The sequence below is a fragment of the Pseudomonas laurylsulfativorans genome (genome assembly GCF_002906155.1).
GTDB lineage: Bacteria > Pseudomonadota > Gammaproteobacteria > Pseudomonadales > Pseudomonadaceae > Aquipseudomonas > Aquipseudomonas laurylsulfativorans.
Map to the genome: position 1 here is coordinate 670896 of NZ_MUJK01000003.1, position 19282 is coordinate 690177.

Below are 19282 nucleotides of genomic sequence, written 5' to 3' on the forward strand. Positions count from 1 at the left end.
ATTGTCAGTGGCCTGAAAAAAACAAAAATAGAATGGAGGTTTGTATGAGTAATCTGGTCAATAGCCCGGCTGAGAAAGCGCACATCATTGTCAGCGACCTGAGTGAGCGTTTTGCTCGCGGTTGGCACTGCCTGGGACTGAGCGATCAGTTCAGAGACGGCAAGCCGCACACCCTCGAAGCTTTCGGTACCCAACTGGTCGTCTTTGAGGGTGAGCACAGCAAGAAACTCAACGTACTTAATGCGTTTTGCCCGCACCTGGGCGGAAACCTGGGGGAGGGTACCGTCAAGGGCGATAACATAGCCTGCCCATTCCACGACTGGCGTTGGGCGGGTGACGGCAAATGTGCGGCGATTCCGTATGCCAAGCGAGTTCCGCCTCGCGCTCGCACGCAGAGCTTCATTACCTGTGAAGAGAACAAGCAACTGTTTGTTTGGCACGACCCCGAAGGAAACCCGCCGCCAACGGATGTGATCATTCCTCGTTTGGAGGGCGCGTTTAGTGATGGCTGGACTGACTGGTCATGGACAACTGAAGCAGTCAATACCAACAGCCGAGAGCTGGTCGACAACCTGGTAGACGTTGCGCACTTTTTCTATATACATGGGTACGGTAAAGGTGGCGGCAGTACCTATTTCAAGAACGTCTTTGAAGGTAACTTTGCGACGCAGTACCTGGAAACCGGTCCGCAAACCGAACATTCCAGCTATCAGAAGGATGCGACCTACACCGGCGATATTGGCGACCTGGCCTGTATGTCGCGCGGTGAGACGACCTACCATGGGCCGTCTTACCTTGTGTCACGGCTGATGGTGAATTTCACTGGCGATGATCCTGTCGAGACCTATGAAATCCTTGCTCACTATCCGGTGAATGCAAACAAGTTCGTCCTTCACATGGGCTTTATCACCCGTAAGCGTGCTGATCTTGATGCCGAAAAAAATGCAGCGCGCGCGGCGATGGTGAACGAGATCCTGCGCATAGGCACTCTGCAGGACGTGGCCATCTGGAAGACCAAGGCGCGCATCGACAACCCACTGCTGTGCGACAGTGATGGTCCGCTCTATCAACTGCGCCGTTGGTACCAGCAGTTCTTTGTCGACGTGGCGGAAATCAAGCCCGAGATGATCAACCGCTTCGAAGCTGAAACCGATACTCGCCATGCGTTGCCAGTGTGGGACCAACAAGCGGCAGAGAAGATCGCTCAAGAGGCTCGCGAGGCTGCTGAAAACGCAAACGCGTGATTCGAGTTGAGTACTGCGTCGCTCAACGATGACGCAGTACCTCCTGTACGCATATGAGTCATCTGCAATTCAGCTTCACGGAGGTTCAGTATGTCACTTGAGTTTGGGCCCGATTCGCCGCAATGGTTTAGCAAGGTCGAGTCGCCAGAGCGAGTCGAGAACTCCGAGGATGTGGAGTGGGATTTCACCACGGATTTTGCGGTGGTTGGTTATGGTGGGGCTGGTGTGAGTGCGGCACTCCAGGCTGCAGAAATGGGCTTGCAGGTTCTCGCGGTGGACGCGTTTGGCGGGGGGGGAGCGACGGCGATGAATGGCGGTATCTTCTACGCCGGTGGCGGCACCTCCATCCAGCGTCAGGCGGGGGTGGAGGATACCGCAGAGGAGATGTACAAATATCTACGCATAGAAACCCAGGACGTGGTGAGCCCGCAGACACTCAATCGGTTCTGCGCGGGTAGCTCAGCAGATCTGGATTGGCTGGTCGGTCATGGGGTTCGTTTCGATAGCACCTACTATCCGAAAAAAACCTTTTATCCACCCGCCGGCAGTTTTTTATATCACTCAGACAGCGCGTTGGCGGCCACACACGCGGCCATCGCCAAGCCGGCACCCCGAGGGCACAAGTATTGGCATGAGCCGTCCAATCAGTCGGTTGGATTCGGCATACATTTGACTGAGCCATTGCAGGCCCGGGCGGCTGCGTTGGGCGTCGAATTTTGGCCACGCACTGAAGCACGCCGACTGATCGTGTCGGTCGACGGTGACGTATTGGGCGTCTCAGTGATCCGAATAGCACCCGAATCACCGCACTTTGTGGCTTATGCCGAAGCCCAGGAGAAAGCCCGGAAGATCCTCCAGAAACTGCCAACATCAATGCCAGGGTTCGCGCGGCTTGAACGTAAGGCTCAACAGTTTTGGCGCAAGGCTGATGAGCTGCAACGCGAGCATGGAAAACATTTTCGCATCCGCGCGTATCGAGGCGTTTGCCTGAGCGCAGGGGGGTTCATCTGGAACCGCCAGATGGTCGAAAGTCATGCGCCCAAGTACGTTACCAGTATGGCCATGGGGTCCCCAGGTGGTGATAACGGCAGTGGCATCCGATTGGGGCAGAGCGTAGGGGGGGCAGCGGCACTGATGGAGCGGATGAGCAGTTGGCGATTTATCAATCCGCCCTCGCAGTGGCCCAAAGGCATCCTGATCAACTCCAGGGGGCAGCGCTATGTCAATGAAGAGCTGTATGGCGCAGCCATTGGTTTGGCCATGAATGAACATCAGTCCGGTGAGGGCTACATCCTCCTTGATCGCGCACTATATCGCGGCTCCTGGCGTGAGGTAGTGCTCGACAACCTGTTCCCTTTCATGCGCATTCCGCTGGTGCTCGCGTTGCTCTTCCAGGTCCGCAAGGGCCGCACATTGGGGGCGTTGGCGAAAAAATTGAAAATTCCCGAGGCTGCCCTGACTGAAACTGTCGCCCGCTACAACCGAGGGGCGGATGGACTGGAGGCCGATGAGTTCGGCAAGAGTCGCTCAGAGTGTAACGCCCTGCGAGAGGGACCTTTTTATGCCGTGGACGTTTCTCCTTCCAGCAAGATGTTTCCCTGCCCCGCCATGTCGGTAGGAGGGCTGCGGGTGAACGAGCAAAGCGGACAGGTTTTACGTGCCGATGGTTCCCCGATTGTTGGACTCTATGCGGCTGGTAGAACCGCGATTGGCTTGCCGTCAAATTTGTATGTCAGTGGGCTTTCTGCGGCTGATTGTGTGTTCTCCGGGCGTCGGGCCGCGCTGCACGCCAGTTGCTAGTTTCGAGTGTCTCGACGGTATCGCGCCGGGGGTGGCCCGAAAATATGTTTCTCCGCTGGTTTCAGCCTGACCAATGTCGTAAGTGGATTCCAACAACTCAGCCCTTCAAGGGCTGTCCAGTCAGTCAGCTATGAGGAAACGATGAAAGTACTGGTTTCTGTAAAACGCGTTGTGGATTACAACGTCAAGGTCCGCGTCAAGGCGGACAATTCCGGCGTCGATCTTGCCAACGTCAAGATGTCGATGAACCCGTTCTGCGAGATCGCCGTGGAAGAAGCCGTACGCCTGAAAGAGAAGGGTGTTGCGACTGAAATCGTCGTCGTCTCCGTAGGCCCGTCCACCGCTCAAGAGCAACTGCGCACTGCGCTGGCTCTGGGTGCCGACCGCGCCATCCTCGTCGAGTCCGCCGAAGACCTGACTTCCCTGGCTGTTGCCAAACTGTTGAAAGCTGTTGTCGACAAGGAACAGCCTCAGCTGGTGATCCTTGGCAAACAGGCCATCGACAGCGACAACAACCAGACTGGCCAGATGCTCGCTGCATTGAGCGGTTACGGTCAGGGCACGTTCGCTTCGAAAGTCGAAGTCAGCGGCGACAGCGTAGCTGTAACCCGTGAAGTCGACGGCGGCGCGCAGACGGTTTCCCTGAAACTGCCGGCCATCGTCACCACCGACCTGCGTTTGAACGAGCCGCGCTACGCGTCTCTGCCAAACATCATGAAAGCCAAGAAGAAGCCTCTCGAAGTGCTGACTCCGGATGCTTTGGGCGTTTCCACCGCCTCCACCAACAAAACCTTGAAAGTCGAAGCGCCGGCTGCACGCAGCGCGGGTATCAAGGTCAAGTCGGTGGCTGAACTGGTCGAGAAACTGAAAAACGAAGCGAAGGTAATCTAATCATGACTATCTTGGTAATCGCTGAACACGACGGCAAAGCAGTGGCCCCGGCCACCCTGAACACCGTGGCTGCTGCCGCCAAAATCGGTAGCGACATCCACGTTCTGGTCGCTGGCCAGGGTGTGGGTGCCGTGGCTGAAGCCGCTGCGAAAATCGCTGGCGTGAGCAAAGTATTGGTAGCTGACAACGCTGCCTACGCGCACCAGCTGCCGGAAAACGTCGCTCCGCAGGTAGCAGCTCTTGCCCAAGAAGCAGGGGCTGCGGGCTACAGCCACATCCTGGCTGCCGCTACTTCCAACGGCAAAAACATCCTGCCGCGCGTTGCCGCTGCACTGGACGTTGACCAGATCTCCGAGATCATCTCGGTCGAAAGCGCTGACACCTTCAAGCGTCCGATCTATGCCGGTAACGCCATCGCTACCGTACAATCGTCGGCTGCCGTGAAAGTGATCACCGTGCGAGCGACCGGTTTCGATCCGGTGGCAGCTGAAGGCGGTTCTGCCGCGGTTGAAGCGGTCTCTGCTGCTCACGACGCGGGCACCTCCAGCTTCGTCGGTGAAGAACTGGCCAAGTCCGATCGTCCGGAACTGACCGCTGCCAAAATCGTCGTTTCCGGCGGTCGCGGCATGCAGAACGGTGACAACTTCAAACACCTGTACGCCTTGGCCGACAAGCTGGGCGCTGCCGTCGGAGCATCGCGCGCCGCGGTCGACGCAGGTTTTGTTCCGAACGACATGCAGGTCGGTCAGACCGGTAAGATCGTTGCGCCACAGCTGTACATCGCCGTCGGTATCTCTGGCGCGATCCAGCACCTGGCCGGCATGAAAGACTCCAAGGTGATCGTTGCGATCAACAAGGACGAAGAAGCGCCGATCTTCCAGGTGGCCGATTACGGTCTGGTGGATGATCTGTTCGAAGCCGTGCCAGAGTTTGAAAAGATGTTGTAAACGGTGCTATAGGCGACGAGGTGACTATGATGATCGAATCTCCGTTCAAGCCCCGTCGAGACCTTCTGCTGAGGGAGTCCTTATATACAAGCTAGCGGATGAAGGATTCGTCGTTTCGCTTTATAACGACAATCGATTTCTTTTTCGTGCTGCCACCATTGGACACTTCGATGAGCTTTCGTCACTTCGTTCCATTAATCCTGCCACTTGCAAGCATTACCCATTTGTAATTCATGACATAGACATAGTGGTTTGTCCCTGATGTAAATTTTTCGATGTGTCGCGCGGGATCAAGGGCCTCAGCCCAAGATGAAAAATACTTTTCGTACCTGCGTAAGATTCTCCCAAGTGATTTGAAATCCCTTACCGATGACGAAGGAATCGCCAGGGCCATAAGAAACTCCGGCGATGCGTCGGACGATGATGGTTGCCAGTGCCCTGGGAGCTGCTACGTAGCGACTACCAGGGTTTTGTAAGATACTAAGCTTTATCGAGGAAAGAGCAGTTTAGTTCGGTGCTCTTCGTATCTATCCAAACATAGAGGCTCTACATGTCAAAACTCGCCGAATTCCGCCAACTCGAAAAGCACCTGGCCGAACAACTCCAAGCCCTCGAGGCGCTGAAAGGCGACGCGGGCCTCAAAAAAGAAATCGAATTCGAATCGAAGCTGCGCGCTTTGCTGGCAGAGTACGGCTATAGCCTGCCGAATGTGATCAACCTGCTTGATCCGCAAGCGAGCCGTCGTGCTCCAGCCGTCGATTCCAAAACCGGTACGCGTAAGCCACGCCAAGTGAAGATTTACAAAAATCCGCACACTGGCGAGCTCATCGAAACCAAAGGTGGGAATCACAAAGGCCTGAAAGAATGGAAAGCAGAACACGGCTCCTCGACCGTTGAGTCCTGGCTGACCAAGTGAATTTGGTTTGAGTACAAAAAAGGCCTGCGACAGACTGTGTGAAAACCTAGCAATCTGCGCACGGCTCAAAGAAAATGCTCCGTATCGAAAGATACGGAGCATTTTTCGTTATGGCTTACATCCAAGGAGAGTCCCGCAGCCAGACCAGTCTGTTTCCGGTCTCGCTGGAAGAACTGATCCCCGAGGATCACCTCGTTCGGGTTATTGACCTGTACGTCGCCAAGTTGGATCTGGTGCAACTGGGCTTTGATAAAGCGCTGCCCAAAAGCACAGGTCGCCCCTCTTATGATCCTGCCGATCAGCTTAAACTCTACCTCTACGGCTATTTTCAGCGGATCCGCTCATCGCGGCGGCTCGAAGCCGAGTGCCAGCGCAACATCGAAGTGATGTGGTTGATCAACCGACTCAAGCCCGACTTCAAGACCATTGCCGACTTTCGCAAAAACAACAAACCGGCCTTTGTGGCGACGTGCCGGGCCTTCGTCCGGTTTTGCCGCACCGCCGGGCTGATCGCAGGAGACTTGGTGGCCATCGATGGCAGCAAGTTTCAGGCGATCGCTTCCTCGCGGCGCCATATGAACCTCAATCCAGGCAGTCAGGAAGAGCCACTCTTTGAGCGAAAAGACTTTGCCTACGACCCCCAACAAGATCGCTACCAGTGCCCGGCGGGCAAGTGGTTAACGCTCAAGCAACGCAACAAGGGTGATCGGATCTATCAGGCAAATGTCAGCGACTGCGCTGCCTGCCCGCTCAAATCCCAATGCACTGGCGCCCAACGCCGCTATGTCTCACGCCACGCCCATGAGGAAGCCTTTGAGCGAATGGAGCAACGAATGCTGGCCCGTCCGCAGATGATGGCCAGCCGAAGATCTATCGTTGAGCACCCCTTCGGCAACCTGAAGCAATGGGTGTTTGGCAACGCTCGCTTCCTGCTGCGCCAACTGGAGGGAGCGAGAGCGGAAATGGCCCTGGCAGTGAATGCCTACAACCTAAAACGTGCGATTAGTTTGCTCGGGGCCCGCCAATTGATGACGCTAATGGGCTGAAAGGCCTTTTTTTCGTCTGTCGCTCGCACAAAAACAAACGCCCCGAACAAGTCGGGGCGTTTGTTGGGCTGGCCTTCAGTGCGTTTTCACACAGTCTGAGAAGGGCCTTTTTTTGAAGGAGGTCAGGGTATCTGGTTTGGTGTGAATCAGTGCCTTCAATCAGCGGGCCTGCCACTCCGAGGCCGCCAACCATTAACATCGTTCGGACATCCTTGCGCGCTGTAAAGGGCACACCGTCGGCAACGAATAACGGGCTGCCGAGCACAGCAGCAAGCGAATGGCTACAACGTGGCTAAATTACTCTATGACCAACTTGATTTACTGGTCAACAATTGAGCCTGATGGTTACCTCATCAGAGACTGAAGTCTGTACTCGCACAACAAAAAAGAGGCATTCGCCTCTTTTTTGTTGTGCGTCGATTTAAGCCCTCAGTTGCTTGAATTTGAGCCGGAATTTATGCAGTAGAGGTTCGGTATAGCCGTTGGGTTGGGTTTGCCCTTTGAACACCAGATCACGAGCCGCTTGAAACGCTAAGGACTTATCGAAATTTGGAGCCATCGGAGTGTAGTGTGGATCCCCCACATTTTGCTCATCGACGACGTGGGCCATCCGTTGCAAGATTTCCAAAGTCTGTTCCTCAGTGATCACTCCATGCCGCAACCAATTAGCCATGTGTTGACTGGAAATGCGCAGGGTTGCGCGATCTTCCATCAAGCCCACGTTATGAATATCGGGAACCTTTGAACATCCAATGCCTTGTTCTACCCAACGCACCACGTAACCCAACAAACCTTGTGCATTGTTTTCGACTTCCTGGTGTATCTCATCGGTCGACCATGATTTGTCGGTGGCGACGGGTACGCTGAGCAATCCGTCTAAAAGGGTCTGTCTGACTTCACTGAAGTCTGTGCCTTCAAGAGACTCTTGGACAGCTCTCACATTGATCTGATGGTAGTGAAGTGCGTGAATTGTGGCAGCGGTAGGAGACGGCACCCAAGCTGTGTTCGCACCAGCTTTCGGGTGATCGATTTTCTGTTTCAACATGTCAGCCATCCGATCCGGCATGGCCCACATACCTTTACCAATCTGAGCTCGGCCGCGCAGGTTGCAGTCAAGACCAACCAGTACGTTATTGAGTTCGTAAGCTTCGATCCATGGGGTATTTTTCATGTCACCTTTGCGCAGCATTGCACCCGCTTCCATAGATGTGTGCATCTCGTCGCCGGTACGATCCAGAAAGCCGGTATTGATAAACGCTACCCGCGAGGATGCTGCTGCAATGCAGGCTTTGAGGTTAACGCTGGTACGCCGTTCTTCATCCATGATGCCAATTTTTAGCGTATGGCGTGGGAGCTTTAGCAGATCCTCTATTCGGCAAAACAATTGGTCAGCGAAAGCCACTTCGGCTGGGCCGTGCATTTTTGGTTTAACGATGTAGACGCTGCCAGCTCTCGAGTTGCCCCTACGCTGCAAATCATGGAGGGCAATCAAGCTGGTGATAACGCCATCCAGAATTCCCTCTGGAATTTCCAGTCCGCCATTATCAAGAATGGCAGGGCACGTCATCAGATGCCCGACGTTGCGGATGAACAGCAACGAACGTCCAGGTAGTTTCAAGGGGGTGCCATCTGCCGCAATGTACTCCCGATCTGGATTCAAGCGTCGTGTGATGGTCACACCATTTTTTTCTAGATTTTCCGAGAGATCCCCCTTCATCAAACCTAGCCAGTTGCTGTAAACCTGCACCTTATCCTCGGCGTCGACTGCGGCCACTGAGTCTTCACAATCGATGATGGTGGAGAGTGCTGCCTCGATCAGTAGATCTTTAACACCAGCATCATCGCCTTGGCCGATGATGCTTTGCCTGTCGATTTGTAACTCAACATGCAGATCGTTGTTTTTGAGCAATATGGCTATTGGGGACGCGGGCTGGCCCTGATAACCAATATACTGTGTAATGTTCGAGAAGCTCGTGTGGGTACCATCTTTCAAGGTGGCTCGCAGTGTCCCGCCTTCAATCTGATATTGAGTTACCCCGCTATGAGAGCCGTCGCGCAAAGGAAATGCCTTATCAAGAAATGCACGCGCAAAAGCAATGACCTTGGCTCCCCGCACTGGATTGTAAGTCCCGTTCGGTATAGCACCATCTTCTTGAGGGATTACGTCTGTACCGTAGAGTGCGTCGTAGAGTGAACCCCAGCGTGCATTGGCGGCATTTAGGGCATAGCGGGCATTGACGGCCGGGACGACGAGTTGTGGCCCGGCTTGCACACTGACTTCTGTGTCAACGTTGCTAGTGGTGACCTTCACCTCGCCAGGTTGTGGTTGCAGATACCCGATACCAGTTAAGAATTTTTGGTATGCAGGCATGTCTGCCACTGGCCCTGGATTGGTTCGGTGCCAAGTATCCAGCTCGAGTTGCAAACGATCACGCTCAGCCAATAACGCCCTGTTCATGGGGGCGAGCTCATGCACTAAGTTGGCAAAGCCACTCCAAAACTCTTGAGGGGAGAGTCCAGTACCTGGCAGTACCTGCGAATCCACAAAGCTTTGCAGGACAGGGGCGACCTTAAGGCCTTGGCAGTTCACAAAGTCGATCACTTTTTGCGTCTCCATCATTCGAGTATTTAAGGTGTTGTATTCAGCTCAAGCACTGCGCACCGGCCTTTGCTACTTGAGCATCTTGCTCGGCTTTTACCCCGGATACCCCGACAGCTCCGACAACCTGGCCATCGACCATAATCGGCACTCCACCTTCGAGGGAGGTAAGCAATGGCGCTGACAAAAAGGCTTGTCGCCCACCGTTGACCATCTCTTCATAGCCTTTGGATTCGCGTCGCCCCAGTGCCGCTGTTCGCGCTTTTTCGGTCGCTATGTACGCGCTGATCGGGGCGCACCCGTCGAAGCGTTCGAGAGCCAAGGGGTGGCCCCCGTCATCGACTATTGCGATGGTCACTGCCCATTTGTTGTTTTGTGCTTCGGCGCCTGCAGCGCTGAGGATTTGGCCGATTTCGACCTGACTCAATACGGCTTTGCTTTTCATAGAAAATCTCCAGGGCTCAGGGCAACGAGGATTCGACCAGTTCGATCCAGTGCCGGACAGGGGTACGTCCCGCGCCATCTAGGTGGGTCTGACAGCCAATGTTTGCGGTGACAATGACTTCGGGATTTCCGCTTTCCAATGCGTTGAGTTTGTTGTCACGCAACTGCCGGGAAAGTTCGGGTTGGGTCAGTGAGTAGGTGCCCGCTGAGCCGCAGCACAAGTGGCTGTCGGGAACGGTCGTAAGGTTGAATCCAAGGCGTCCCAGTAGTGCTTCAACCGCGCCACCGAGCTTTTGTGCGTGCTGCAAGGTGCATGGACAATGGAATGCTAGGCGTTGAGCGCTTTTTATTCCGAGCTGCTCCAGTGGCTCGTCGCGCAACACCTCAACCAAGTCCTTGGCCAGTGAGCTAACTATTTTGGCCTTGTAGGCATACGCTGGATCGGTACTGAGAAGGTGGGCATATTCTTTGATGAACGCGCCGCATCCGCTTGCAGTTTGCACAATCGCCTCAGCACCACTTTCAATGCTTGGCCACCAAGCATCAATATTTCGACGGGCACGATTGAGCCCGGATGCTTGTGCGTCTAAGTGATAGTCCACGGCTCCGCAGCAAACAGCCTGTTGGATTGAAGTGACGCTAATGCCTAGCTGATCAAGCACCCGGACGGCTGCGGCATTTGTGTTGGGCGAAAGGCTTGATTGAACACAACCTTCGAGGATTAGCATCTGTCTGTCATGAATAGCAGTCGGACGTTGTTTGGCTGGACTGGCGTTTCTAGGTAATTTTGTTTCTAAATTGCTCGGCAACAATGCTCGGAACATCTGACCGCTGCTAACAAGCCCTTTGAATAGACCAGGGTTGGGAGCAAGGGTGCGCAAACCCTTACGCAGTAGTCGCTGACTCAGGGGTCTCTGCACTGCCGCATCAACTACTGCGCGGCCAATGTCCAGCAGGTTGTGGTAGTCGACCCCCGAAGGGCAGGTGGTTTCACAGTTCCGGCAAGATAAGCAGCGATCCAGGTGTTGCTGGGTCTTTTGCGTGACATCGTTGCCTTCCAGTACCTGTTTGATCAAATAGATACGGCCCCGTGGCCCATCCAGTTCATCGCCGAGCAACTGGTAGGTTGGGCAGGTGGCGTTACAAAAACCGCAGTGCACACAACTACGCAGGATGCGCTCAGCTTCAGCGGCGCGAGGTAGCAGGCTTGCGAATTCACTCAGAGTGGTCTGCATGGATCAAAGCTCCTCGTACAGGCGTCCGGGATTGAAGATGCCCTTTGGATCGAGTTGTTTCTTCAGGTTCCTGTGGACGCGCGACAGGGCATTTGGTAACGGCTGGAATGGGCTCTCAGCCAAACCATGGCTGTAGCAGGTGACATGCCCGCCAACTTCATCGACCACCTGGCGAATGAATGAATCTGGAGCATCGGATTTGAGCCAACGCTGGCTTCCGCCCCAATCGATCAGTTGCCTGCCGGGCAGTGATACCTTTGGTACGTTGTTAGGCAAAGATAGGCGCCAAAGCGGCTCATCCTGGCCGAAGAATTCCAGACGATGTTCGTTGAGATCAGCCCAGTAGGAAGCATCCAGCCGTTCGCCACCGAGGCGATCTTGGGCCGCCGCTACCGAACCTTCACCGCCTTCTAGGCGCAAATGAAGACGCTCACCGTCATGGCATGCAGCACTGATCGGCAACGGTTGCTGGCCCCATTCCGCCAGGCGGAGCAAGGCGCGGTCGATGTCCATCTCCAGGCTGATGCTCAGGGATCTGCGGGGTTTTGGCAGCACTTTGAGCGAGACTTCGGTAATCAGCCCTAGGCAGCCGTAACTGCCGGCCATCAGGCGCGACAGGTCGTAGCCAGCAACGTTCTTCATCACCTCGCCACCGAAGCGCAGGTGCTTGCCATAGCCGGTGATCAACCGGGTTCCCAGGACGAAGTCACGTACTGATCCTGACCATGGGCGACGAGGCCCCGAAATGCCAGCGGCAATCATACCGCCGACAGTAGCGCCGTCTCCGAAACCGGGCGGCTCACAGGGCAGCATCTGTTGTGAGGCGTCAAGCACTTGCGCCAGCTCGGCCAACGGTGTGCCACAACGCACCGTGACCACCAGTTCGGTCGGATCGTAGCTGACGATGCCGCGGTGCGAGCGCGTATCGATTAATTCTCCTACTGTCGTGCGCCCAAGAAACGCTTTGCTGTTTGAGCCCTGGATACGCAACGGCGTAGCGTTTTGCAGCGCCCGATTGACCTGTTCTAGTAGGGCGTCACTGTTATCAGTATCGTGTGCACTGCGCATCAGAAACGCTCCAGTTCAGGGAAAGGCATCTGACCCATATGGACGTGCATGGCACCAAATTCGGCGCACCGGTGCAGCGTTGGAATGTTCTTGCCGGGATTGAGCAGACCACCAGGGTCGAAGGCCGCCTTGACCGCATGGAACAGAGTCAGTTCGTCGCTGTTGAACTGCGCGCACATCTGGTTGATCTTCTCGCGGCCGACACCATGTTCCCCGGTGATGCTGCCTCCGACCTTTACGCATAACTCAAGAATTTTTCCGCCCAATGCTTCGGCGCGATCCAGTTCGCCGGGTTGATTGGCATCAAATAGAATCAGCGGATGCATATTGCCGTCACCGGCGTGGAACACGTTGGCCACGCGCAGGTCGTACTCGGCCGACAGTTGCGCGATGGCCTGCAGCACGCCGGGTAGTTCGCGCCGCGGAATGGTGCCATCCATGCAGTAATAGTCCGGGGACAAGCGACCTACCGCGGGGAAGGCGTTCTTGCGCCCGGCCCAGAAACGCACGCGTTCGGCCTCATCCTTGGCTAGACGCACTTCAGTGGCACCGGCCATTACCAGCACCTGGCGTACACGGTCACAGTCGTCATGGACATCGGCTTCAACGCCGTCAAGCTCGCACAGCAGTATGGCTTCGGCCTCCACCGGGTAGCCGGCGTGAATGAAGTCTTCGGCTGCGCGAATGGCCAGGTTATCCATCATCTCCAGGCCACCGGGGATGATGCCGGCGGCTATGATGTCGCCGACCGCGCGGCCGGCCTTTTCCACGGAGTCGAACGCTGCCAGCAGTACTTTGGCGGTCTGCGGTTTGGGCAGCAACTTGACTGTCACTTCGGTGATCACCCCGAGCATGCCTTCAGAGCCGGTGAAAAGGGCCAGCAGATCAAGGCCCGGCGAATCGAGTGCGTTGGAACCTAGGGTTAGGGATTCGCCGTCTACGGTAAGGATGTCGACCTTGAGGACGTTATGCACGGTCAGGCCGTACTTCAGGCAATGCACGCCTCCGGCGTTTTCGGCGACGTTGCCGCCGATGGAGCAGGCGATTTGCGAGGAGGGATCTGGCGCGTAATACAGGCCGAAGGGTGCCGCTGCCTGGGAAATCGCCAGATTGCGCACACCGGGCTGAACCCGTGCGGTACGGGCGGCTGGGTCGATGCCCAGGATGTTGTTGAAACGCGCCATCACCAGCAGCACGCCTTTTTCCAAGGGCAAGGCTCCGCCAGATAAACCGGTTCCTGCGCCACGGACGACTACTGGAACTTGCCTGTCGTGGCACACCCGCAGCACGCCTTGAACCTGGGCTAGTTCCCGTGGCAACACTACCAGCATTGGTGTAGTGCGGTAGGCCGAGAGGCCGTCGCATTCGTATGGCTTGAGCTCTTCCTGCTGATGCAGGATTTCCAGCTCGGGCATTTGCGTTTGCAGGGATACCAATAGCGCGTTTTTGTCGACGTCAGGCAGGACGCCGTCAAAGCGTTCATCGTAAAGAATATTCATATTCGGGTGACGACCCTCGTTTGTTTTTATTAGAGGTCTGTTTCCGGACACTGCTGGCTTGCATCATTGGCCTGAGGCGTTTTACTGTCTATGCGTTGTTTTGCTGGTCGAACCAGTTTTTGAAAGTAGATACTTCCGGAACTGGATAAAAATGTATTAAAAACAAGAAAGTATGATTGTTATGTTCTTTGTCTGATTTTGATTTTTAACTGGTAGTACCAGTTGGGGGCGTGGATGGGCAGCACAGATATAACCCGAAACCCTCAGGTCGCGGACGTAGTCTGCGAACGGATAGAGCGCCTGATCGTGGACGGTGTATTCAAGACAGGGCAGTTACTACCATCGGAGCGCCGCCTGGTAGAAAAGCTCGGAGTCTCTCGAACTGCGCTTCGGGAGGGGTTAAAGCTGCTGCGTGCTCGCGGAATTATCGACACAGAGCATGGCAAAGGATCTTTCGTGGCTGATCTTTCGAGTCATAGTGCTGGGTCACCGTTAATGCATCTTTTTGCATCACAACCACGGACGCTTTACGATTTGTTCGAGGTGCGTAGCCTGCTTGAAGGAGAGTCTGCACGCTTAGCGGCTTTGCGCGGTACGGAAGCAGATTTTGTGCTCATTACTCGCAGCTATCAGGCGTTAGTTGATGCCCACTCCCGTAGTCTAGATGCCAGAGAACATGCCAAGCTTGATCATGCATTTCATTTAGCAATTTGCGAGGCCTCCCATAACCCTGTGCTGGTGCAAACGTTGCGCTCGTTAACAGATCTGCTGCTCACCACGGTGTTTGCATCGGTGAACAATCTCTACCATAGAGAACCGCAAAAACGTCAAATCGACCGTCAACATGCAAAGCTTTACAACGCAGTGACCGGCCGTATGCCAGATCAAGCGCGTAAGGCTGCCATCAAACACATCCAGAGTATCTGTGAGAATCTCAAAGAGATTGAAGTCGAGGAGCAGCGCCTGGTACGTGCGACGTTGCGTCTTGAGGGCTGGGCGTGACATCACTGATGTGGCTGAGCGGCTTGGTGGAGTTGACTCCGAGTCGGATTAGAGTAGTGCTCAGTCGTACCAGTAGGGGAGCCGGTTTCAGTTATTTGACTGTTGGGCTCTTACAGAGATAAAGCTCATCACCCGCAGTACCCAGCCATCTCAGTGTGCGGTGTGTGCCCGAAGGTAACGTCTGTTCGAGCGCACTCCCATATCTTGCTTCTGCCCTACACCTTTCCAATCTGCTGACGTTCAGCGCAACCGACTGAAAATACGAGACACGATACGCGCCAATGAGGTGCAGGCTATCGACATGATGCCTGCAGTTTCTTTATCTAATTCGCGCTGATTTTTTTGCGTTGCACCCACTGGTTTTGGGCTGATGCCAGCCATGCCACAGCCGAATCCGTCAGGCATTTCGTTCTGGATACGATATTTCCTGATGCCGGCGATTGAGTTAAGTGAGTGCATAAAAACCTCGAATGCGGGAGAATATGAAAAGGATTACAGAGATCGAAATGCAAAACCTTTGCCAAGACTTCACTTGGCGATTTTCCAGCCCTAGCATCGGCAGATCCCATCTCGTTCAATCGACAGATTGAGGGGCGCTGTCCTTCGCCTGGTGTTCTCCCACCGCATGAGCCCAATCCCTGGGCCCAGTGATTCAGGTTTGCAAATGTTATCTAGCGTCACCATAAACCAGTCCGCCTCAGAAAAAACTGCTCAGTTTTCGACCCGTCTCGCATTTTTCATTTCCGGATTCTGTATGGCGTCTTGGGCGCCTCTAGTCCCATTGGTCAAAGCCCGCACTGGAATCGATGAAGGTGTCTTAGGACTTCTTTTGTTGTGTCTCGGGGGCGGGTCAATCACTGCAATGTCAATCTCTGGCTATCTGGTGGGACGCTATGGGTGCCGGCGTGTCATCGTGGTTGCGGCGTTACTCATGTGCCTCTCTCTCCCGCTGCTGGCGTGTCTTTCCAGCATTCCTACATTGGTCATCGCGATCATAGCTTTTGGTGTTGGCATGGGTGCAATTGGCTGTGCGATGAACATACAAGCAGTAATCGTAAATGACGCAAGCCAACGCCCAATAATGTCCAGCTTTCATGGGCTCTTTAGCCTGGGGGGGATTCTCGGCGCAGTGGGGATGACTGCGATGCTTGGGGTGGGTCTTTCCCCTGTAGGTGCCTCGCTGTGTGTGGTTGCGGTTACCCTGGTTTCGATCATCAACGCAGCTCCACATTTATTGCCATTTGGAGGAGGGGGCGGAGCGCCCGTTTTCGTGCTCCCCAAAGGGAAGGTGCTCATCCTGGGCGTGATGTGTTTTATCGTTTTTATGGCAGAGGGGGCCATGCTTGATTGGAGTGGTGTGTTTCTGGTCTCGCTTCGCGGTATGGACGCGGCGTATGGCGGGCTAGGATATGCAGCTTTTGCAGCCACCATGACCATTGCGAGGCTGACGGGTGATTCAGTCATTAGCCGCTTTGGAGCCATACGAGTATTAGCCGTAGGAAGCGTATGTGCTTCATTGGGAATTGCGTTTTCGCTCTGTAGTTCTAGTTGGCCGTTGGCGCTGCTGGGTTATGCGCTGGTGGGGGCGGGATGCGCAAATATCGTTCCTGTCTTATTTACGGCGGTTGCTCGTCAAACCGATATGCCGCAAGCCTCCGCTGTTCCTGCAATGACTACATTGGGCTATGCAGGCGTATTGATGGGGCCAGCGTTCATTGGATTTGTTGCCCATGCCAGTAGCCTAGTCGTCGCCTTGGCAGTGGTGGCAGGAGCTCTTCTCATCGTAGCTGTCTGCTCGAGATCAATTCGGATCTAACTCAGAGCTTCGACCAGTGCTTGCCTGTTAGCTCTGTAAAGGTTTACATTTGGTTCTCCTTCGGTGTCCTTGCAGCGCTCGCTGGTCGATAAGGTCTGTACCCGAAATTTGTCAGGCCTCCGCACCATTCGCTTAGCGCGATAGGAGTAAATAAATGACAACAAACGAACAAGACTCGATTGAATACGGTGACATTCTGGTTCCGGGAGCCGATGTCGGAAAATATTACTGGCCGTGGCTCATTCAGCCAATTGGACTGGAGATTTTCTTCAAGGGCAGTGGAATGGAGAAGTATCCAGGTCATCCTGCCCCAGAGCACTTTCCACGACCGAAAGATGTCCTTGATATCGAAAAAAAACACGGCATTCTGGCTGCCTCTCAAAGATTCTTAGAGGCCCCTTGTCTTAATTATCTTGAGCTCTAAAGGAACTATATTCCTTCAGATACACTTGTTTAAAGTTTAAGGGTTTTTGATGGCTAGCTATATCGGGATAGAGCAAGTTGATTTTGTGGGAAAAAAATTTGGAGCTCGTTCTGCATTTTTCATTTCCGGATTTGGTATGGGCTGTTGGGCACCACTGGTTCCCTATGCTCAACAGCGAACACAAGTAGACGATGGGCTTCTTGGAACGCTACTACTTTGTTTAGGGGCCGGTTCATTTTTAATGATGCCAGCAACTGGCGTCATAACTGGAAGATATGGCTGTCGTATAGCGATGTTCATTGCAGCGGCGTTGATTTGCTTATCGCTGCCAATTTTGGCGACTTCGAACTCATTCCTAGTGCTTATGATCGCGTTATTTGTGTTTGGTGCCGGGGTTGGGATGGGCGATGTCACCATGAACATTCAGGGGGCGTTGGTAGAGCAAGAAATTGGGCGACCATGCATGTCTGGATTTCATGCATTGTTTAGCGTGGGAGCGCTGACCTCAGCCGTATTGGTGACTGCGATGCTGTGGATTGGACTTACGCCATTAATCTCGATCTATTGCAGCATCTTTTTTATAGCTTTGGTTCTGTTCGCAGGGTCGAAGCACTTTCTCAGTTACGGCAAGCATGAAGAGTCATCGGGATTTTCGTGGCCGAGCATGAGGATTTTAGCGATCGCCCTCTGCTGCTTTATTTGCTTTTTATCAGAGGGATCCATGCTCGATTGGAGTGCGGTTTTTCTGACGAGTTTTCGTGCGCTTGAGGCCGCTCAAGCTGGAGTTGGCTATGCGGCATTTGGAGTGGCAATGACCGTAGGAAGGTTCTATGGCGATTGGTATGTAGGGCGTTTTGGCGCGCGTGCTGTGCTTCTGTTCAGCGGAGTCGTGGCAGCAGCTGGTTTCGGTCTCACTATTGGTGTGAATCAATGGGGTGCTGCATTGGCCGGTTTTGCACTGATCGGAATCGGCGCGGCAAATGCTGTGCCTATCCTCACCACATTAGCGAGCGTCGACAAATCAATGCCATCTAATATTTCTGTGGCAATTGTGACATCAATCGGTTATCTCGGCATTCTTGCTGGCCCGGCAGGGGTCGGGTTTGTTTCCGATGCCTGGGGACTGTCGACAGCGTTTTTTATGGTGGCGATTCTTATGCTGGGAGTCGGTATCCTGGCGCCGCGCCTCTATCAAAAATGATCTAGCGGCTAGTTGTGTTGCAACCGCATAAAAAGCCTCGCGCACGCAGCATGAAGTTCGGTCAGAGTGCAAGCAGTATTCATATGTGTTGTTCGATGCAACATGCTGACCGAGTTTGTCAAAGTCCTTGAGTGTGTATCCCTTTAACGGGGCAATTTTTTGATTGCCGACGTAAAGCATCATTGCTGTTATTGCGGTTGCTAGCGTAGCCTCTAAGATAACGGCTCCGTTGAAGTTGTAATAATCCACAACCATTCCGCCAGTAAACGCACCGACTGCGATGGAGATCTGCCCCAATGAGACCGAGACGGAAGCGATGCTTTCTTTATGGCTGGGGGCGGCACTGAATACATACAGCTGTGTCGTGAGAGGCAGGGCACCGAAGCATATCCCCCACCCAATGATCCCAAGCCACCCTGTGACTAGCGATTCACTAACCAATAGTGATAACAGGGAAAGCGACATACCTGTTGCGGCAACCATGATTGCGCATGTCAAGTTTCGATCGAAGTACCATCCTCCAAGCCAGCTTCCTGCAAAGCCCGCAACTCCGTAGCTCAGTAAGTATAGGCTCAGTAGCGTTCCGCTCACTCCGAATGATTGATCGAGAAGCGGCGCTATGAATGTGTAAGCGCAAAGTGGCCAATCAGCATCAAAATGATGGATGAGAGACCAACACGTATTTTCTTGAGCCGGAGCAATTCCGGGATGTTATTCAACCTGGTACTGGGCAGGGAAGGAAGAGGAGGGAGAGACCACATCAGACCGAATAGGGCGGCGAGTCCTATAACACCCCAAGCGCTAAACGTCATGAGCCATCCCAGCCACTCACCCAGCAGAGTACTGGCTGGCACACCGGCGACGGTACCCATCGAAACTCCAGAGTAAATGATAGAGGTTGCACGCAATGCTTGATCCGGCGGACGTAAACGGGATCCTACTGATGTCGCGATCGTCCAAAAGCCTCCAAGACTGACGCCCAGCAATACTCGTGCGGCGAAGACAGGGAATATACTGGTCGATATCGCCACGACGAAATTGGACAGCGAGAGTGCTAGAAGCAGCCCGCAAAGAATGAGGCGGCGATTGACCTTTCCTAATAATGCAATGCTAAAGGTGCTGCAATAGCAGCCATGACATCTGGAAAGGT

The 19282-nt window shown here is 54.2% G+C and carries 17 protein-coding genes; 10 read left to right on the plus strand and 7 right to left on the minus strand.

Features of this window, described 5'->3' with window-relative positions; all coding sequences use genetic code 11:
- Window positions 1–44: 44 nt before the first annotated feature.
- The 6 genes from B0D71_RS13615 to B0D71_RS13640 all read left to right on the plus strand — a co-directional run bounded on the left by B0D71_RS13615 (window position 45) and on the right by B0D71_RS13640 (window position 6844).
- Window positions 45–1244 (plus strand): 3-ketosteroid-9-alpha-monooxygenase, oxygenase component, encoded by a 1200-nt coding sequence (locus B0D71_RS13615; RefSeq protein WP_103395200.1) that lies wholly within the window; start codon window positions 45–47, stop codon window positions 1242–1244.
- A gap of 90 nt (window positions 1245–1334) precedes the next feature.
- A complete protein-coding gene (locus B0D71_RS13620; protein WP_103395201.1) occupies window positions 1335–3044 on the plus strand; it encodes an FAD-binding protein in 1710 nt (569 codons plus the stop codon).
- 141 nt (window positions 3045–3185) lie between these two features.
- Window positions 3186–3935 (plus strand): electron transfer flavoprotein subunit beta/FixA family protein, encoded by a 750-nt coding sequence (locus tag B0D71_RS13625; RefSeq protein ID WP_103395202.1) that lies wholly within the window; start codon window positions 3186–3188, stop codon window positions 3933–3935.
- A gap of 2 nt (window positions 3936–3937) precedes the next feature.
- Window positions 3938–4882, plus strand: coding sequence for an electron transfer flavoprotein subunit alpha/FixB family protein (locus tag B0D71_RS13630; RefSeq protein ID WP_103395203.1), 945 nt, complete (start codon window positions 3938–3940; stop codon window positions 4880–4882).
- Between the two features lie 550 nt (window positions 4883–5432).
- Entirely contained in the window at window positions 5433–5798 is a 366-nt protein-coding gene (locus B0D71_RS13635) for a histone-like nucleoid-structuring protein, MvaT/MvaU family (RefSeq protein WP_103395204.1), read from the plus strand.
- A 110-nt stretch (window positions 5799–5908) separates the two neighbouring features.
- The gene (locus B0D71_RS13640; RefSeq protein WP_165798714.1) at window positions 5909–6844 is read left to right on the plus strand and encodes a transposase; all 936 of its coding nucleotides are present in this window, start codon (window positions 5909–5911) and stop codon (window positions 6842–6844) included.
- A 421-nt stretch (window positions 6845–7265) separates the two neighbouring features.
- Here the strand turns inward: B0D71_RS13640 and B0D71_RS13645 are convergent, their stop codons facing one another.
- From B0D71_RS13645 to glcD, 5 genes are read right to left on the minus strand one after another with little or no spacing between them, the layout of a single operon-like run.
- Window positions 7266–9464, minus strand: coding sequence for a malate synthase G (locus B0D71_RS13645; protein WP_420825133.1), 2199 nt, complete (start codon window positions 9462–9464; stop codon window positions 7266–7268).
- Between the two features lie 22 nt (window positions 9465–9486).
- The gene (locus tag B0D71_RS13650; protein WP_103395206.1) at window positions 9487–9888 is read right to left on the minus strand and encodes a heme-binding protein; all 402 of its coding nucleotides are present in this window, start codon (window positions 9886–9888) and stop codon (window positions 9487–9489) included.
- 16 nt (window positions 9889–9904) lie between these two features.
- Window positions 9905–11122 carry a glycolate oxidase subunit GlcF gene (glcF, locus tag B0D71_RS13655; RefSeq protein ID WP_103395207.1) on the minus strand — a complete coding sequence of 406 codons (1218 nt, stop codon included), beginning with the start codon at window positions 11120–11122 and terminating at the stop codon, window positions 9905–9907.
- Window positions 11123–11125: 3 nt separating this feature from the next.
- Window positions 11126–12190, minus strand: coding sequence for a glycolate oxidase subunit GlcE (gene glcE, locus B0D71_RS13660; protein ID WP_103395208.1), 1065 nt, complete (start codon window positions 12188–12190; stop codon window positions 11126–11128).
- Entirely contained in the window at window positions 12190–13689 is a 1500-nt protein-coding gene (gene glcD, locus B0D71_RS13665) for a glycolate oxidase subunit GlcD (protein ID WP_103395209.1), read from the minus strand. Before glcD ends, glcE begins: the two co-directional genes overlap by 1 nt.
- Before the next feature lie 234 nt (window positions 13690–13923).
- Between glcD and glcC the strand changes: the two genes are divergently transcribed.
- Window positions 13924–14691, plus strand: coding sequence for a transcriptional regulator GlcC (gene glcC, locus B0D71_RS13670; protein ID WP_103395270.1), 768 nt, complete (start codon window positions 13924–13926; stop codon window positions 14689–14691).
- A 240-nt stretch (window positions 14692–14931) separates the two neighbouring features.
- On the opposite strand, the gene B0D71_RS31230 is transcribed toward glcC, so the two are convergent.
- A complete protein-coding gene (locus tag B0D71_RS31230) occupies window positions 14932–15150 on the minus strand; it encodes a hypothetical protein (RefSeq protein WP_133160935.1) in 219 nt (72 codons plus the stop codon).
- Window positions 15151–15355: 205 nt separating this feature from the next.
- Between B0D71_RS31230 and B0D71_RS13675 the strand changes: the two genes are divergently transcribed.
- From B0D71_RS13675 to B0D71_RS13685, 3 genes are all read left to right on the plus strand, one after another.
- On the plus strand, window positions 15356–16507 hold the full coding sequence (locus tag B0D71_RS13675) for an MFS transporter (RefSeq protein ID WP_103395210.1): 1152 nt from the start codon (window positions 15356–15358) through the stop codon (window positions 16505–16507).
- A 154-nt stretch (window positions 16508–16661) separates the two neighbouring features.
- Window positions 16662–16931 (plus strand): hypothetical protein, encoded by a 270-nt coding sequence (locus tag B0D71_RS13680; RefSeq protein ID WP_103395211.1) that lies wholly within the window; start codon window positions 16662–16664, stop codon window positions 16929–16931.
- A 49-nt stretch (window positions 16932–16980) separates the two neighbouring features.
- Window positions 16981–18132 (plus strand): MFS transporter, encoded by a 1152-nt coding sequence (locus B0D71_RS13685; protein ID WP_103395212.1) that lies wholly within the window; start codon window positions 16981–16983, stop codon window positions 18130–18132.
- Window positions 18133–18749: 617 nt separating this feature from the next.
- Here the strand turns inward: B0D71_RS13685 and B0D71_RS32350 are convergent.
- The gene (locus tag B0D71_RS32350) at window positions 18750–19241 is read right to left on the minus strand and encodes an MFS transporter (RefSeq protein WP_103395213.1); all 492 of its coding nucleotides are present in this window, start codon (window positions 19239–19241) and stop codon (window positions 18750–18752) included.
- Window positions 19242–19282: the final 41 nt, after the last annotated feature.

Excerpts from the sequence above, each read along its gene's own strand:
- B0D71_RS13615 (WP_103395200.1), top strand. The coding sequence starts at position 45 with ATGAGTAATCTGGTCAATAGCCCGGCTGAGAAAGCGCACATCATTGTC.
- B0D71_RS13620 (WP_103395201.1), top strand. The coding sequence starts at position 1,335 with ATGTCACTTGAGTTTGGGCCCGATTCGCCGCAATGGTTTAGCAAGGTC.
- B0D71_RS13625 (WP_103395202.1), top strand. The coding sequence starts at position 3,186 with ATGAAAGTACTGGTTTCTGTAAAACGCGTTGTGGATTACAACGTCAAG.
- B0D71_RS13630 (WP_103395203.1), top strand. The coding sequence starts at position 3,938 with ATGACTATCTTGGTAATCGCTGAACACGACGGCAAAGCAGTGGCCCCG.
- B0D71_RS13635 (WP_103395204.1), top strand. The coding sequence starts at position 5,433 with ATGTCAAAACTCGCCGAATTCCGCCAACTCGAAAAGCACCTGGCCGAA.
- B0D71_RS13640 (WP_165798714.1), top strand. The coding sequence starts at position 5,909 with ATGGCTTACATCCAAGGAGAGTCCCGCAGCCAGACCAGTCTGTTTCCG.
- B0D71_RS13645 (WP_420825133.1), bottom strand. The coding sequence starts at position 9,464 with ATGATGGAGACGCAAAAAGTGATCGACTTTGTGAACTGCCAAGGCCTT.
- B0D71_RS13650 (WP_103395206.1), bottom strand. The coding sequence starts at position 9,888 with ATGAAAAGCAAAGCCGTATTGAGTCAGGTCGAAATCGGCCAAATCCTC.
- glcF (WP_103395207.1), bottom strand. The coding sequence starts at position 11,122 with ATGCAGACCACTCTGAGTGAATTCGCAAGCCTGCTACCTCGCGCCGCT.
- glcE (WP_103395208.1), bottom strand. The coding sequence starts at position 12,190 with ATGCGCAGTGCACACGATACTGATAACAGTGACGCCCTACTAGAACAG.
- glcD (WP_103395209.1), bottom strand. The coding sequence starts at position 13,689 with ATGAATATTCTTTACGATGAACGCTTTGACGGCGTCCTGCCTGACGTC.
- glcC (WP_103395270.1), top strand. The coding sequence starts at position 13,924 with ATGGGCAGCACAGATATAACCCGAAACCCTCAGGTCGCGGACGTAGTC.
- B0D71_RS31230 (WP_133160935.1), bottom strand. The coding sequence starts at position 15,150 with ATGCACTCACTTAACTCAATCGCCGGCATCAGGAAATATCGTATCCAG.
- B0D71_RS13675 (WP_103395210.1), top strand. The coding sequence starts at position 15,356 with ATGTTATCTAGCGTCACCATAAACCAGTCCGCCTCAGAAAAAACTGCT.
- B0D71_RS13680 (WP_103395211.1), top strand. The coding sequence starts at position 16,662 with ATGACAACAAACGAACAAGACTCGATTGAATACGGTGACATTCTGGTT.
- B0D71_RS13685 (WP_103395212.1), top strand. The coding sequence starts at position 16,981 with ATGGCTAGCTATATCGGGATAGAGCAAGTTGATTTTGTGGGAAAAAAA.